We start from the raw sequence: 15,461 nt of genomic DNA on the forward strand, positions 1-15,461 counted from the left end.
TAGGGAGGCTATTGTGGAGAGAAAAACGCATCTTGTAAACACCAAGAAAGAATTGCTTTTTGAGCATGAAGACGATTTTCAGCCTCATCGAAAACAACGGAGTGCGGTCCATCAATCACAGAATCAACCACTTCTTCACCACGATGAGCAGGAAGACAATGCATAAAAAGAGCATCAGATTTTGCTAATTTCATGAGAGATTCATTGACTTGATAAGGCTGAAAAATAGAATGACTGCGAGCACGAAATTCTTGTCCCATGGAGACCCATGTATCGGTCATAATACAATCAGCATCTTGAGCCGCTTTTTGGGGATCATGGGTTAGTGTAAGATGCGCTCCTCGTTCACGTGCCCAATGTATAAATTTCTCCTGTGGTTCACTGCCCTTTGGAGTAGCAATACGCAAATGAAAATCAAAAAGAGCTGCGGCTTCAATTAAGGAATGGAGCACATTATTACCATCCCCCATCCACGCAAATATTTTACCAGAAATAGGCCCCCGATGCTCCTCATAGGTTAAGATATCTGCTAGAATTTGGCAAGGATGTGTATCATCTGTAAGAGCATTAATGACAGGAATTTGTGCATATTGTGCCAATTCGAGCATACGTTGGTGTTTCGTTGTTCGTAATATCACTATATCCACAAAACGGGATAAAACGCGCGCCGTATCAGCTATGGTTTCACTATGACCAAGTTGCATCTCTGAACCCGTGAGCATGATTGTATCTCCGCCAAGCTGGCGCATACTGATATCGAATGAAATACGGGTTCGTGTGGATGGTTTTTCAAAAATCATCGCAAGTGTTTTACCTATAAAAGGTTTTGAATCTTTTCCTGCTTTAAAAGATGCTTTAAGGATCTTTGCATAATCGATCAGTGCACGTGCTATTGCTGGCGTTAAAATGGATAAGTCCGTGAAATGACGAAGAGCATTTGTCATGTGTGTGATATTTGTCTTTCTTTGTTTACTTGGGAAAGATAAGCTATTGCTTTTTCAATACGATGTAAACTTTCATCTATTTCTTCTTCCCTAATGATAAGAGGAGGCAATAAGCGCACAACGTTGTTGTTGGCTGCAACGCTTAAGAGATATTCATTTTCCAAAGCATTAACGACAAGATTTGAAGGTACAATACACTGAATACCCAACATAAGCCCCATCCCCTGAACTGCGCAGATAATATCAGGATAGATATTGAGAATGTACAAAAGTCCACTTTTTAGTTTATCCCCCATACGCTGAACATGGTTGAGAAAACTTGGCTCTAACAAAATATCAAGAACACTATTTCCTACAGCCATTCCAAGAAGATTTCCTCCAAAGGTTGAGCCATGTGTCCCAAGTGTCATGCTTTTTGCAACTTTATCCGTTGCAAGGCAAGCACCTAATGGAAATCCCCCTCCTAATCCTTTTGCGAGGGTAAGAATATCAGGCGTGATATCACTCCATTCATAAGCAAAAAGCTTTCCTGTTCGTCCTATACCCGTTTGGACTTCATCTAAAATCAATAACAGACCATTATCATCGCATATTTTGCGCAAAAATCTTAAATATTCATGAGGAACCGTTCGTATTCCTCCTTCTCCTTGAATAGGTTCAATAAGAATAGCGGCGGTATTTTTATTAATAGTGTTACGCAAAGCGACTTCATCACAAAAAGGTACTTGAATAAATCCACCAGCTTTAGGTCCAAAGCCTTCAAGATATTTTTCATACCCAGTCGCAGCAAGTGCAGCAAGTGTACGTCCATGAAATGCCCCTTCAAAAGTAATTATTTCAATGCGTTCTGAATGACCAGCAGCATAGTAATAATGGCGTGCAGTTTTGAATGCGCACTCCAATGCTTCAGTACCTGAATTGCAGAAAAAAACCTTATCCGCAAAACTATTTGCACAAAGCCGCGTGGCAAAAGATGCTTGTTCAGGAGATTGAAAAATATTAGAAACATGCCAAAGTTTTTCAGCTTGTATTTTGAGCGTATCAACTAATTTTGGATGTGAATACCCTAATGCGTTAACAGCAATACCAGATGTGAAATCAAGATAATGTTCTCCTTTATCGGAAATAAGCCATACACCATGCCCTTGTTCAAAATGCAAATTTCGTCGTGCGAAGCATTCATAAAGTGGTTGTATAGAGACGACATCCATCATAATTCCCTTTATATTTTAGTCTTTTCAATATATATACAAAGCAACACTACAAATAAAACAGCATGGTATATTTCGTTACGGTGCTTTCAACATTTCATTACGATTAGTGATTACACCTATAGAATAGATCATTACACCAATTGAAAAAAAGTCAATGAGGGTTCTACAAATAAGCATTTTGGGAAAAAGCCTTAAACAAAAGTGAAAGTTTAACCTATGATTGATTTGCAAGTTGGGGAAAACATTCTAAATAAACTCTTCAAGAGGTAAAGACTCTTGTCATAGAGTGAGTGCATATTGTAATTTACAATATAATAAGCAAGATGATGTGTTTTGATTTGTAAATCCACAGGTTGGATGATTTTTTTATGCTCACGTAGAGTGTAAAGTTCTTTCATTCAGCGTAATGAAACATTATTTAAACATTTGAAGATGCAACGGGGGAGAGCATCTTAGTGACGTAATCGGAATGGAGTGCTGGTATGGGTTGGACATGTGAACGCGTTGAGCTTCTTAAAAAGCTTTGGAGTGAAGGGTTAAGTGCAAGTCAAATTGCTGCTCAATTAGGTGGGGTCAGTAGAAATGCAGTCATCGGCAAAGTACATCGATTAAAGTTACCAGGACGTGGTAAGACAGCACAAGGAAGCACGCGTGCGCAAAAAACTCCCGTGGGAAGCAGCAGTCCATCATCTCCACGTGTGCGTCGCAACACATCCACGGTATCGCCAATAAACACATCATCTGTAAGTATTGAAGAAACAGCTTTAAAGACAGAATTTGTAGTGGAAGATGTAAAAGAAGTTGATATGTCCACAAAATCCAATGTCGTTGTGCCTATATCACGTCAACTTAATCTTCTACAATTGAGTGAAAATACATGTAGATGGCCGGTTGGCGATCCATTATCAGCAGATTTTCATTTTTGTGGTGCAGATTCTGATGAAAATAGCCCCTATTGTGCCTTTCATGCTAAGCTAGCATTTCAACCAATATCTGAAAGACGTCGGATAAGAGTATAATACCCACGGTAGAATCTCATATTCTACGCCTTCTGCGCTTCGTTATTAAATTTTATTATCGAATTATTATGAGAAAGAAATTTGATGGAGCTTTTAATGAATGAAAAAATTTCTTCATGAAACTATTCAACGAAACTGTATCTTTTGGTGCTATTGCGCAGCTGTGTGTTGTAAAGTTATATTACTGTTTATTTTCATAATTTTCTTTAATTTAGTTGTACTGCTTTTAACACTATCCATAGCAACATCTTTTGAATAAGATCGTTTCTCAATTTCTCATGTTTTTATTCTTCGTGTATTTAATAGAGTAATGCTGTGGTTTATAAAAATAATTTATTGCTTTGCAACCTGAATGAGATCCATCTATATCTCTCTCATTTTAAGTCCTATTATATTGAATCAATCAAAATCTTTCGTTTGGGCGTCACGAGCGAGATGAGAACTGTGGAGAGTTAAAAACACTTAAAGAAAAGCATGCCTCTTATAAATGCTTTCAAGTGCCAAGGACTTAAAGGGTTGTTGCAACATTGGGAGATGGCAAAGTGTATGATGATGCCAGCTTGCTCTTTTATTAAGTATAAAGATAGTGAGTGCTTCATGGATTTATCGTTATACTCTTCACGAATGCCGTCGCAAAATAGGCTTGGGAGCGTTGAGAGATGTTTCTTTAAAACAAGCCTGTGAATATATGCAATTCAATGTCATTCTGTTTTGCGTGAGGGATGTGCCCCGTTAAAGAATGCGAAAAACAAAAGCGTGAAGCAATACGTAGAATGTAAAATAATATCTTTATAATTTTTTATAAAAAATTATAAAGAAGGGAATATTGTATTCAAGGCTCTTACGAAATATACAAAAACAATAAATTATAAGTATAAATAAATATAAAATCTAGAGCGACCACAATAACATCACTTTCCTTCTCCCGACACAAAACGGCGCAACCAAACATAAAGCGCACCTTCTCCGCCATGCTGACGCGCTGCTTGCTCAAACGCGTGGACATAATATCGAAAAGCTGGTGTTGATAACCAATACGGAACAAATCTATACAAAGCTCCATCGCTCCCAACGGATCGTCCTTTTCCTGTAATCACAAGGACATAACGCAATCCTCTCTGCTGAGAGGACTGTAGAAATTTTTTTAATAAAAAATAAGCTTCTTCCTGCATATAACCATGGAGATCAAGACGCGCCTCAAGAGGACAACGACCTTGGGAAATTTTACGATATGCAACATGATCAAAGAAATGAATCTTTTGTGCTTGTGTAACTGACCTCTTTTCTCTTTTAATAATTGTCGAGGATTGTTGATTTTCCTGAGACAATGAGGAGATTTGAGTTACAGGCTGTTTTTTATCATTAATATTTGCAATAGTTTCTGAAGCAGAAGAGAGCATCTTACCGTGAAGCGGTGTTATCGTACGACAAACCATCTCCCATAAAAAACGATCTTGTGGAGCCAATAAATCTATTTTTTGTCTCCATTTACTTGAGGACATTTTAATTTCTCATAAATCATTGAATGCTTATGGAAGAAAAACAAAAAGTATTTTAATTTTCATTTTCTGTAGCAAAAAGCTTCCAGTTGGGATCTGACGATAAACTATTGCGAACAAAAGTCCAAATATCCCTGATTTCTACAATAGCATCAGGATCACCGTCTATACGCTCGCCCTGTTCATTATAAGTAACAGAAATCATCTCACTGACAATACGTATCGTTAAAAGTTCATCTTTTTCTTGTATTGCCGCCGCAACAAATTCGATCTTATTAATTCCAACAAAAGTGAATTCTATTCTTTCTTTATTTTTTTCTCGTTGCTCAATAGCCGTACAAAAGCTCTCAAAAACATCCTGACAAAGCAAGCTTTTAAGTTGATTGCGATCACCTTTGGCAAAAGCTATTACAATCATTTCATACGCAATTTGTGCACCTTTTATAAAAAGTTGAGGAGAAAAATGAGGATCAATTCTATGCAATTCCCGCAAATTTTTATTCAAAACACTCCCCTCCGGTGAAATTTTATCAATTTCACTAAAGTCGTCTTTTTGTGAATTTTTCTGATGAGGGAACGAAACAATATTATCAGCCGTTTCTGCTTCAACTTGTTTTTTAGAACGTCGTGAATAAGGATCAAAGGGTGGCTTTTCAAACCCAATTCGTTTCCCTAATACATTACGGAGTTGCACAAAAATAACAACCATAACAACAAGAGCTATGACAAGTATAACGTCAAATTCCATAGGCGCTGTCAATCTCCAAAGCTTAAGTCTCTAATAAACATTGCAGTCAATACCATTTATCAATAAATATGTAAAATAAGGAATCTTATCATTCAAATATTTTTATAGATTTTGTATTTAAACGGAGTTCTCTTAAGAATTTCTCCCCCTACTCATCCAGAAGGAAACTTTCATGTGATAAAACTTTATTCTATAAATCCTCGTTTTTTTGTTGTTATCTTTCTTTGCATTCTTTTAATCGAGATTGCTGGTTTTATCTTTGTTGGTCAAGAAATTGGTATTTTGGCAACCTTGAGTTTGGTTATTCTCACAACCATAGCTGGGGTTGTTTTATTGCGAATTCAAGGGATTAGCCTTTTAAAAAATATACAAAATGAACTTATCCAAGGACGTACATTAGAGAATAATATTATTAATGATGCTTTCATCATGTTTAGTGCAATTTTACTTATTCTTCCCGGCTTTGTCACTGATCTCTTGGGAATATTACTTCTTATTAAACCAATTCGCTCTGTTGCTTGGCATTTCTTTGCATCATTAAAAAACAAAATGAATCCCAATACTAGAAGAAAAAATAACTCTGAAAAAATAATTGATCTTAAAGCAGAAGATTACACAATTCATGATACGACAGAATCTCCATGGCGCAAAAATGATGATAACCATTGAAATGCCTAAAAAATCTGTAACAAACTAAAAAAATATTCAAGATAAAGAGCGCATTTCTTGCAACCTTTTGCAAGGCGTGATAACCAATCTGGTCTTTAGATCTAAAATAAATATACATATTATAATGAGAGAGGTTTGTCGTATGGCCGAAGGTGAAATGAATAACAGTGGTGGAGAGCCGGTTTTTGCTGTATTAACTCAATATTTAAAAGATTTATCATTCGAAAACCCTGGTGCTCCTCGTTCATTGCGTGCACGTGAAAAATCACCACAAATTGATATCAATATTAACGTCAATGCTAACCCAATTGGTGATGACAATTACGATGTCGTTTTGTCTCTCTCCGTCAAAGCCAATGATGAAACTGAAACCTTGTTTCATGTAGAACTTATTTACGGTGGTGTTTTCCACCTTAAAAACATTCCACAAGAACATGTTATGCCACTGGTCTTTATTGAATGTCCCCGTCTTTTATTTCCATTTGCTCGCCAAATTATATCTGATGCTACTCAAAGTGGTGGTTTTCCACCTTTGTGGATTGATCCTATTGATTTTGCAGCACTCTTCCAAAAGCGTCTTTCTGAAGAACAAAAAGACAATCAAATACAGCCCTCTTAAAAATTTATTTTTTTGCTATCAAAAAGCCCCTTGATATATTATTGGTATATTAGGGGCTTTTTTCCTTTAGACGACTTTTGCGGCATGATAAGCCGCAAGCATTGCAATATTGACAACATCTGTATCGCTTCCACTAAACGGTACAATTTGGACAGATTTTTCCAATCCAATTAAAATAGGACCAATGATGGTTGCTTCACCGAGTTCTTGTAACATTTTGCTTGCAATGGAAGATGCGTGATATCCAGGCATAACCAAAATGTTAGCAGGCTCCGTTAATCCCATAAATGGATATTGCTGCATCAATTTGGAATTGAGTGCCACATCAGCACTCATTTCTCCATCAAACTCAAAATCAACTTTGCGTTCATGCAAAATATTAATCGCATCCTGAATTTGCTGCGTCGTCTTCCCTTTCATATAACCAAATGTAGAAAATGCTAAAAATGCTACCCGTGGTTGATATCCAAATCCTCGCACAAATGAAGCTGCTTGTTCCGCTATATCTGCAAGTTCTTCAGCATTAGGATTTTCATAAACGGCTGTATCCGTAATAAACACAATTCGTCCACGGCAAATAGCCATTGAAATACCAATCAATCGTTCTTTTGGTTTTTCATCAATTGCACGACGTATATCGATCAACGCTGTTTCATAATTGCGTGTCACCCCTGTAACCATTGCATCAGCATCTCCTAGTGCCACCATACACGCAGCAAAATAATTGCGATCATTATTGATACGACGATGACAATCACGCAACAGCCAACCTTGACGCTGCATTTTTTTATAAAGATAATTCGCATAAGCATCTGTACGGCAAGAAAGCTTAGCATTCATAATAGAAATACCTTCACGCTCCAGATCAATTCCAGCGATAACAGCCGCTTCTCTTACTTGCTCTTCACGACCAACCAAAATCGCTTGTCCCAATTTTTGATGAACATAGGAAACGGCTGCCCGCATAACTTGCTCTTCTTCACCTTCTGCAAAGACAATTTGTTTTGGCGCTTGACGAACATGGTTATAAACCCCACGCATCATCGAGGAAGTAGGATCACGTCTCGCATTCAAATCGCGCTCATAGGCCTCTAAATCATCTATGTTCTTTTGCGCAACACCGCTTTCCATTGCTGCTTTTGCTACCGCTATTGAAACAACCGTAAATAAACGCGGATCAAAAGGAACAGGGATGATATAGTTAGGACCAAACTTTAATCGCTTTCCATGATAAGCTTCTGCAACGCTGTCAGGCACTTCTTCATGCGCTAAATTAGCAAGAGCCTTTGCCGCAGCAATCTTCATGTCTTCATTAATAACTCTTGCACGCACATCAAGCGCACCACGAAATATATAAGGAAAACAAAGAACATTATTAATCTGATTTGGATAATCGGAACGTCCTGTTGCGACAATGGCATCATGACGCACTTGCATAACCTCTTCCGGCGTAATTTCTGGATCGGGATTAGCCATAGCAAAAATGATCGGCTGGGGTGCCATGGATCTTACCATTTCAGGAGTAAGAGCACCTTTAGCAGAAACCCCAAAAAATATATCTGCACCTTCCATTGCTTCCATAAGCGTACGTTTATCTGTTTGAATAGCATGCGCAGATTTCCACTGATTCATTCCCTCTTTGCGTCCTTCATAGACCACACCCTTTGTGTCACATAATATGATATTTTCGGAACGAAAGCCCATCGCTTTAATCAATTCAATACAAGCAATCCCTGCAGAACCAGCACCATTACAGACTAACCGCGTATTTTGCATATCACGCCCTGTTAAAGTCAAAGCATTGAGAACACCCGCAGCAACAATAATCGCTGTACCGTGTTGATCATCGTGAAAAACAGGTATATTCATCATCTCGCGTAGGCGGCTTTCAATCATAAAGCACTCTGGCGCCTTAATGTCTTCAAGATTAATTCCACCAAAAGAAGGTTCTAAATGGCGCACCAAATTGATAAAACTTTCTGTATCGTTTATATCAATTTCTAAATCAATGGAATCAATATCCGCAAAACGCTTAAACAACACTGCTTTGCCTTCCATGACCGGCTTAGAGGCAAGTGCCCCTAAGTTGCCTAACCCTAAAATAGCGGTTCCATTTGAAATAACAGCAACAAGATTACCTTTTGCTGTATAATCATAAGCTAGCGCTGGATTTTGAGCAATTGCCTTAACTGGAACTGCAACACCTGGTGAATAAGCAAGTGCTAAATCATGCTGTGTTGCCATAGACTTTGTTGCAATAATCTCAAGCTTTCCTGGTCGACCACGACTATGAAAATCTAGAGCTTCTCTTTCGCTCGCACTGTAAACAGTTTGAGACATTTTCTGATCCTGCTCGCTCTTTTTCATCTCACTTTATTTTCTCCAAAAACAGTGTAAATTTTGCTTGATAATGCGTATAGTCATTAAATTTGATTCATATATTAGAAATCGCTATTCTTGCCTTAGCAAATCTGATGATGCGTTGCAATTTAGAGATAAATAGATATTGAAGTAAACAAAAAAGAGTAAAAACTTCACTTAAAGGAAACAGGCCTCGTACAAATGGATAAAAAAAACAATCATAAAAATAATTTAATTCCACAGCCTGCCTCCCCATCTGCTTCCTCTCAAGAACGTCTTACACCTATGATGGAGCAGTACATAGAAATCAAAGCCGTCCATCATGATTCCCTTCTCTTTTACCGAATGGGGGATTTTTATGAATTATTTTTTAATGATGCGATTGAAGCTGCTCAGGCTTTAGGAATCACACTCACAACACGCGGAAAACATTTAGGACAAGATATTCCTATGTGCGGTGTTCCCGTTCATGCAGCAGATGATTATTTACAAAAACTGATTGCTTGTGGTTACCGAGTTGCTGTTTGTGAACAAATAGAAGATCCTGCTGAAGCAAAAAAACGTGGCTCAAAATCTGTTGTTCGGCGTGATGTTGTTCGCCTTGTAACCCCTGGAACGATAACAGAAGAAAAACTCCTTGATCCAACACGCGCAAATTATTTTATGACACTTTCCCGTATAAAAACTAGCGATGGAGAGGAATTTGCTCTTTCTTGGATTGATATCTCAACAGGCATATTTCGTGTAACAGAGAGCCGCCAAGAAAAACTTTTAGCAGATATTATGCGTGTGGATCCACAAGAAATCATTGTTTCTGATTCATTTTTTCATGATAAATCTCACAAGTCACTTTTTAGTGTTCTTGATCGTATCGTTTCACCTCAACCTGCTTGTCTCTTTGATGCACTCACCGCTGAACGCGATATTTGCAATTATTTTAAACTCTCAACTCTTGAAGGCGTTGCCGATTATTCACGCTGTGAACTCTCTGCAATTGTAGCTGCTATTCGTTATATCGAAAAAACACAAATCACGCATCGCCCTCCCCTCATGCAGCCTGAGCGCCAAAATGAAAGTGCAACTCTTTTTATTGATGCTGCAACCAGACTAAGCCTTGAACTTATTCGAACGACATCAGGTCAACGGGATGGAAGTTTATTAAAAGCTATTGATCGCACTGTAACAGGAGGAGGATCACGCCTTCTTATTGACCGCCTTATTGCTCCCCTCACAACTCCTTCAGCTATTGATACGCGTTTGGATTCTATCGATTTTTTTCTACATAATCCTTCTCTTGCGGAAGCGATAAAACTTATTTTAAAGGGGGGACCAGATATGCCCCGCGCCGTTTCACGTTTGGCTCTTGGACGAGGAGGTCCCCGTGATATGGCGACAATCCAGCGCGGCTTTGAAATCATTCGTGAATTGCATCAACTTCTTAATAATGAGCTTCTGCCTCAAGAAATAAGTGATGTACAACAGGTGTTCTCAAACTTACCCACAGCGTTGTACTTTCATTTAGAACAAACATTAGCTGATGATCTCCCACTCCTTAAACGTGATGGTGGTTTTATTCGTTCAAATTATCATAAAGAGCTCGATGAAATGCGTGCTTTACGTGATGAATCGCGCCGTGTCATTGCTGAACTTCAAGCGCAATATGCCCAAGAAACAGATATTAAGACTCTTAAAATAAAGCATAATAATATTCTAGGTTATTTCATTGAAGTAACCAGTACACAAGCATCTGCCCTTACAAATAATCCACAAGCTAAAGCACGTTTTATTCATCGGCAAACAATGGCAAACGCTATGCGTTTTACGACAACAGAGCTTGCTGACCTTGAAAGCCGTATTGCCCATGCTGCCAATCACGCATTGACACTTGAACTAGAGATTTTTGATATTCTCGTTCAGGAAATTACCGAACAAGTTGATTTTATTCGTAAAGCCTCTGAAGCACTTGCTATTTTAGATGTCTCTGTCGCCTTAGCATATCTTGCTGAAGAACAAGGCTATTGCCGCCCTAAAATTGATCTTTCACTTACCTTTCATATCACAGCAGGACGCCATCCTGTCGTCGAGCAAGCACTCCGCAAACAAGCAGCAGAACCTTTTATTGCCAATAATTGTGATCTCTCTGTGCAAGAAAATCAGCAATATGCAGCAATCTGGCTGTTGACAGGGCCTAATATGGGAGGAAAATCAACTTTTTTGCGGCAAAATGCTCTCATTGCTATTATGGCGCAAATGGGGTCCTTCGTTCCAGCGACTTCAGCACATATTGGTGTCGTTGATCGCCTGTTTAGTCGTGTCGGGGCTTCCGATGATCTTGCACGGGGGCGCTCAACCTTTATGATGGAAATGGTTGAAACAGCAACGATTCTCAATCATGCTAGCCACCATTCCCTTGTTATTCTTGATGAAATAGGGCGTGGGACATCAACTTTTGATGGACTTTCTATTGCTTGGGCTGCCGTTGAATATCTCCATGAGGTTAACCATTGTCGTGCTATTCTCGCTACCCATTTTCATGAAATGACCGCACTTACCGAAAAACTTGACAGACTGCATAATGTAACCATGAAAGTCAAAAATTGGGATGGTGATGTAGTTTTTCTTCATGAGGTCACACCAGGAGCTGCTGACCGTTCCTATGGTGTACAAGTCGCAAAGCTTGCTGGACTTCCCCCAGCCGTTATTACACGAGCAACAGATGTACTCCATCAATTAGAACAAGGTGAAATGGCTGGAAAAGGACCTAAACTCATTGATGATTTACCACTCTTTTCTCTTAAAGCAACATCTCCCGTCAATGAAGCAAGAAACAAACATTGTGTACTTCACGAAGCTTTAAAAAATATCCATCCCGATGAACTCTCTCCTAAACAAGCTTTAGAAGCAATTTACCACCTCAAACAGCTTGAAAAGAGAAACCCTTTATAGAAAACAGATGTTATTTTTTATTAAAAAACCTTCTTAATAGGAGATAAAGAACCCTTTTTGATGTACCACAGCACAAACAGTTATTTACCGTATTCCCATCGCTTTTCTACATAATATATTTTGATAAGTGTAATTGCCTATAGAAGCAAAATCCTATGCATTATATTTCATATTTCCTTAGATCAACATTGGCCCGTATACAAAAAATTGGTCAATATCGACTATTTTTACAAGATAGTCGTTTTTTGCAAAGATTGTCATGAAATCTCCTCCACCTTGCAAATACGCAACATTTAATGAATTATGCTTTTTCACAATCAATATTATTGTTATCATAGCAACAGTTTTAGTTTAAAGCTGTCGGTGTTGGGATGCCTCCCCATTTTTCATAATAAATTCATGGATAATGGATCTCGCATTTTCTTCACATTTTAAGTTATGCTTCACATTTTAAGTTATAAAGAGCTCTTTTACTGTTTTCATATGAAACATATAATCAGATATATCACAGCAGTACTTTATTTTCATAAACATCTTTGAACTCCTTCCCGCACCTCAAAGGATAAGGATTTTCATTCGAATCAAGTCTGCAAACAGTCCAGATTCTAAGGGATTTACCTTGACTTCCTAGTCATGTAATTCACTTAAACTCAAAGTTTGATAAACAAGTCTAAGAATATTCACCACACACTAAATATATTAAGTAGGATGCCGTATATCACAGCTCTAAATGACAGTGTTTTTACGGTACAACAAGATAATGCCACCAGTACAATAAATATCTTTCATAAATATAAGAACAGGAAATCGTAATTTCGTATAAAATTGAAATATGATATGAAACGTAATCATACCATATCTATCTTTATCTGTCTTACATAGCTGCTAAAATAAGCAATCCGCAGCAGCTTTTAGTTGTATTGATAGCTTTTTAATCATACTGATCATGACTCGAAATATTCTGATAAGCTCATAAAATAATTAGCTTAGAATATCGTGTAAAAGATGCAAAAAATCAGAATACTATCTATCTTTTATAAGACGCGTCATTCATCTCATCAAATATTACGTACTGCACCCTTTGCAGCAGATGTGGTCATCGCTGCATAGGCTTTGAGAGCCTTTGAAACTTTACGCTGACGCTTCTCTATCGGTTGCCAAGCACCTTTTCCTTTTGCTTCCATCTTAGCACGGCGCTGCTTCATCTCAACGTCATCCACCAACATATGAATTTTACGATTTGGAATATCAATTTCTATGATATCCCCCTCCTCCACCAACGCAATTTCTCCTCCTTCAGCAGCTTCTGGTGAAATATGTCCTATCGAGAGCCCTGAACTTCCCCCTGAAAAACGTCCATCCGTAACAAGTGCACAAACCTTGCCCAATCCTTTAGATTTGAGATAACTTGTTGGATAAAGCATTTCTTGCATTCCAGGTCCACCACGTGGACCTTCATAACGGATTAAAACAATTTCACCTATTTTAATCTTATCAGTTAATATAGCTGAAACAGCTGAATCTTGGCTTTCAAAAATTCTTGCCGGACCTTTAAAAGTTAAAATTGATTGATCAACGCCTGCTGTTTTTACAATGCAGCCATCTTTTGCAAGATTTCCATAAAGAACTGCCAATCCTCCATCTTGTGAATATGCATGTTCCCTATTGCGAATCACACCTTTTTCACGATCAAGATCAAGGCTCTCATAGCGACAAGATTGGCTAAAAGCTGTCTGTGTTGGAATGCCACCAGGAGCAGCACGATAAAATGTACGAACTGTTGGTTCATTAGTTTGTTTCACATCCCAACGGTAAAGAGCTTCTTTCATTGTTTTTGCGTGAACCGTATAAGTTGACGTATCAATGAGTCCCGCCGCATCCAGTTCACCTAAAAGCCCCATAATACCACCAGCGCGATGAACATCTTCCATATGTACATTCGCGACAGCAGGAGCAACCTTACATAAAACAGGAACACGACGTGAAAGATGATCAATATCCGTCATGGTAAAATCCACCTCACCTTCTTGCGCCGCGGCTAAAAGATGCAGTACTGTATTGGTTGATCCCCCCATAGCAATATCAACGGTCATTGCATTTTCAAAAGCCTTGCGTGAAGCAATAGAGCGCGGCAAGACTGTTTCATCATCTTTTTCATAATAACGTTTAACCAATGCAACAATCTGTTTTCCAGCTTCTTCAAAAAGCATTCGTCGATCTGCATGTGTTGCTAACATTGATCCATTTCCGGGAAGAGAAAGCCCCAATGCTTCCGTTAAGCAATTCATAGAATTGGCCGTAAACATTCCTGAACAAGAACCACATGTAGGACAAGCAGCACGCTCCATTTCAGCCACTTCTTCTTCTGAATTTTGTTCTGAAGCTGCTGCAACCATGGCATCGACCAAATCAACCGTTAGATCTTGATCCTTCCATTTAATCTTACCTGCTTCCATAGGACCGCCTGAAACAAAGATTGTCGGAATATTCAACCGTAAAGCAGCCATTAACATACCAGGCGTAATTTTGTCACAATTAGAAATACAGACAAGTGCATCTGCACAATGTGCATTAACCATATACTCTACAGAATCAGCAATGATTTCACGTGAGGGCAACGAATAGAGCATTCCATCGTGCCCCATTGCAATTCCATCATCTACAGCAATGGTATTAAATTCTTTCGCAACACCACCGGCAACTGCTATCTGTTGCGCGACTAATTGCCCAAGATCTTTTAAATGGACATGCCCTGGTACAAATTGTGTAAAAGAATTCGCAATCGCAATAATGGGTTTACCAAAATCAGTATCTTTCATCCCTGTTGCACGCCAAAGTCCGCGGGCTCCTGCCATATTACGCCCGTGGGTTGATATTCTTGAACGGTAAGAAGGCATTATTTTTTTCCCCTCAAATAATTCCATTTTGCTTTTTGTGCTGTAACTTCATTATAAAAACAAGAGCTTTAATATTCAAAAGAGAAAAATACCTTGTACTGCGGCATTTGAAGCACAAAATTAAAAGCTCTGCATAAACTTTTTCATAAAGCCTTTGTTTTTTATTACCTGTTAATCAACATCTAATCCTTGTGCAAGTCCACGTTTGAGACAAATATCAAAACGCTTCAGTGTGACATGAACAGTTCCAGATTTTTGTATGCCAGATTTGGTTAGTATATTGCATCTATCTGTTTGCGTAATCTCTGGAATTGGAAAGAATATAAAGAAATCGTGGTAAAAATCTATTATCTCCTTACAATTCAGCTTTACACCTTTCAAACGCATTCATAAAAATATCTTTTAAATAATGATGACGCATTATCTCATGCTTTTGTTTTTACACTCTTCAATAGAGCTACTCCCCTCAGGAAGAACAAAACACACCAAACAAAATACACTTGTATAGCCTTTATGTACTCATTTTAAAGAGACATCTTTCAATG

General features: G+C 38.3%; 10 protein-coding genes. 4 read left to right on the top strand and 6 right to left on the bottom strand.

The genetic code is table 11. The annotated features are described in order from the left end of the window. Positions 1 to 8: 8 nt before the first annotated feature. Together argF and ACFIO5_RS00235 are read right to left on the bottom strand one after the other, a co-directional pair. A complete protein-coding gene (argF, locus tag ACFIO5_RS00230; RefSeq protein WP_375617531.1) occupies positions 9 to 944 on the bottom strand; it encodes an ornithine carbamoyltransferase in 936 nt (311 codons plus the stop codon). Further along, a complete protein-coding gene (locus tag ACFIO5_RS00235) occupies positions 941 to 2,155 on the bottom strand; it encodes an aspartate aminotransferase family protein (protein WP_375636452.1) in 1,215 nt (404 codons plus the stop codon). The genes argF and ACFIO5_RS00235 overlap by 4 nt, the downstream gene beginning before the upstream one ends. 485 nt (positions 2,156 to 2,640) lie before the next feature. Between ACFIO5_RS00235 and ACFIO5_RS00240 the strand changes: the two genes are divergently transcribed. After that, positions 2,641 to 3,177 (top strand): GcrA family cell cycle regulator, encoded by a 537-nt coding sequence (locus tag ACFIO5_RS00240; protein WP_375617530.1) that lies wholly within the window; start codon positions 2,641 to 2,643, stop codon positions 3,175 to 3,177. A 911-nt stretch (positions 3,178 to 4,088) separates the two neighbouring features. Here ACFIO5_RS00240 and ACFIO5_RS00245 read toward each other — a convergent pair. After that, positions 4,089 to 4,679: a Smr/MutS family protein gene (locus ACFIO5_RS00245; protein WP_375617529.1), complete on the bottom strand. Its 591-nt coding sequence runs from the start codon at positions 4,677 to 4,679 to the stop codon at positions 4,089 to 4,091. 52 nt (positions 4,680 to 4,731) lie between these two features. Beyond that, complete coding sequence (locus ACFIO5_RS00250) at positions 4,732 to 5,424, bottom strand: Tim44/TimA family putative adaptor protein (protein ID WP_375617567.1); 693 nt, start codon at positions 5,422 to 5,424, stop codon at positions 4,732 to 4,734. Between the two features lie 174 nt (positions 5,425 to 5,598). Here ACFIO5_RS00250 and ACFIO5_RS00255 point away from each other — a divergent pair, with 174 nt between their 5' ends. Both ACFIO5_RS00255 and secB read left to right on the top strand, forming a co-directional pair. After that, positions 5,599 to 6,093 carry an FxsA family protein gene (locus ACFIO5_RS00255; protein ID WP_375633695.1) on the top strand — a complete coding sequence of 165 codons (495 nt, stop codon included), beginning with the start codon at positions 5,599 to 5,601 and terminating at the stop codon, positions 6,091 to 6,093. 142 nt (positions 6,094 to 6,235) lie between these two features. Then, on the top strand, positions 6,236 to 6,712 hold the full coding sequence (gene secB, locus ACFIO5_RS00260) for a protein-export chaperone SecB (protein WP_375617527.1): 477 nt from the start codon (positions 6,236 to 6,238) through the stop codon (positions 6,710 to 6,712). 66 nt (positions 6,713 to 6,778) lie between these two features. Here secB and ACFIO5_RS00265 read toward each other — a convergent pair whose 3' ends face one another. Continuing rightward, complete coding sequence (locus tag ACFIO5_RS00265) at positions 6,779 to 9,079, bottom strand: NADP-dependent malic enzyme (RefSeq protein WP_375633693.1); 2,301 nt, start codon at positions 9,077 to 9,079, stop codon at positions 6,779 to 6,781. Between the two features lie 195 nt (positions 9,080 to 9,274). Here ACFIO5_RS00265 and mutS point away from each other — a divergent pair, with 195 nt between their 5' ends. Then, positions 9,275 to 12,019, top strand: coding sequence for a DNA mismatch repair protein MutS (gene mutS / locus ACFIO5_RS00270; protein WP_375642761.1), 2,745 nt, complete (start codon positions 9,275 to 9,277; stop codon positions 12,017 to 12,019). Between the two features lie 1,058 nt (positions 12,020 to 13,077). On the opposite strand, the gene ilvD is transcribed toward mutS, so the two are convergent. Continuing rightward, positions 13,078 to 14,916, bottom strand: a complete 1,839-nt coding sequence (gene ilvD / locus ACFIO5_RS00275) for a dihydroxy-acid dehydratase (RefSeq protein ID WP_375633691.1) — start codon at positions 14,914 to 14,916, stop codon at positions 13,078 to 13,080. Positions 14,917 to 15,461: the final 545 nt, after the last annotated feature.

The organism is Bartonella sp. AA86SXKL, from assembly GCF_042196885.1.

Bases quoted from the DNA above. Each gene is read 5' to 3' on its own strand.
- argF (WP_375617531.1), bottom strand. From the start codon at position 944: ATGACAAATGCTCTTCGTCATTTCACGGACTTATCCATTTTAACGCCA.
- ACFIO5_RS00235 (WP_375636452.1), bottom strand. From the start codon at position 2,155: ATGGATGTCGTCTCTATACAACCACTTTATGAATGCTTCGCACGACGA.
- ACFIO5_RS00240 (WP_375617530.1), top strand. From the start codon at position 2,641: ATGGGTTGGACATGTGAACGCGTTGAGCTTCTTAAAAAGCTTTGGAGT.
- ACFIO5_RS00245 (WP_375617529.1), bottom strand. From the start codon at position 4,679: ATGTCCTCAAGTAAATGGAGACAAAAAATAGATTTATTGGCTCCACAA.
- ACFIO5_RS00250 (WP_375617567.1), bottom strand. From the start codon at position 5,424: ATGGAATTTGACGTTATACTTGTCATAGCTCTTGTTGTTATGGTTGTT.
- secB (WP_375617527.1), top strand. From the start codon at position 6,236: ATGGCCGAAGGTGAAATGAATAACAGTGGTGGAGAGCCGGTTTTTGCT.
- ACFIO5_RS00265 (WP_375633693.1), bottom strand. From the start codon at position 9,079: ATGAAAAAGAGCGAGCAGGATCAGAAAATGTCTCAAACTGTTTACAGT.
- mutS (WP_375642761.1), top strand. From the start codon at position 9,275: ATGGATAAAAAAAACAATCATAAAAATAATTTAATTCCACAGCCTGCC.
- ilvD (WP_375633691.1), bottom strand. From the start codon at position 14,916: ATGCCTTCTTACCGTTCAAGAATATCAACCCACGGGCGTAATATGGCA.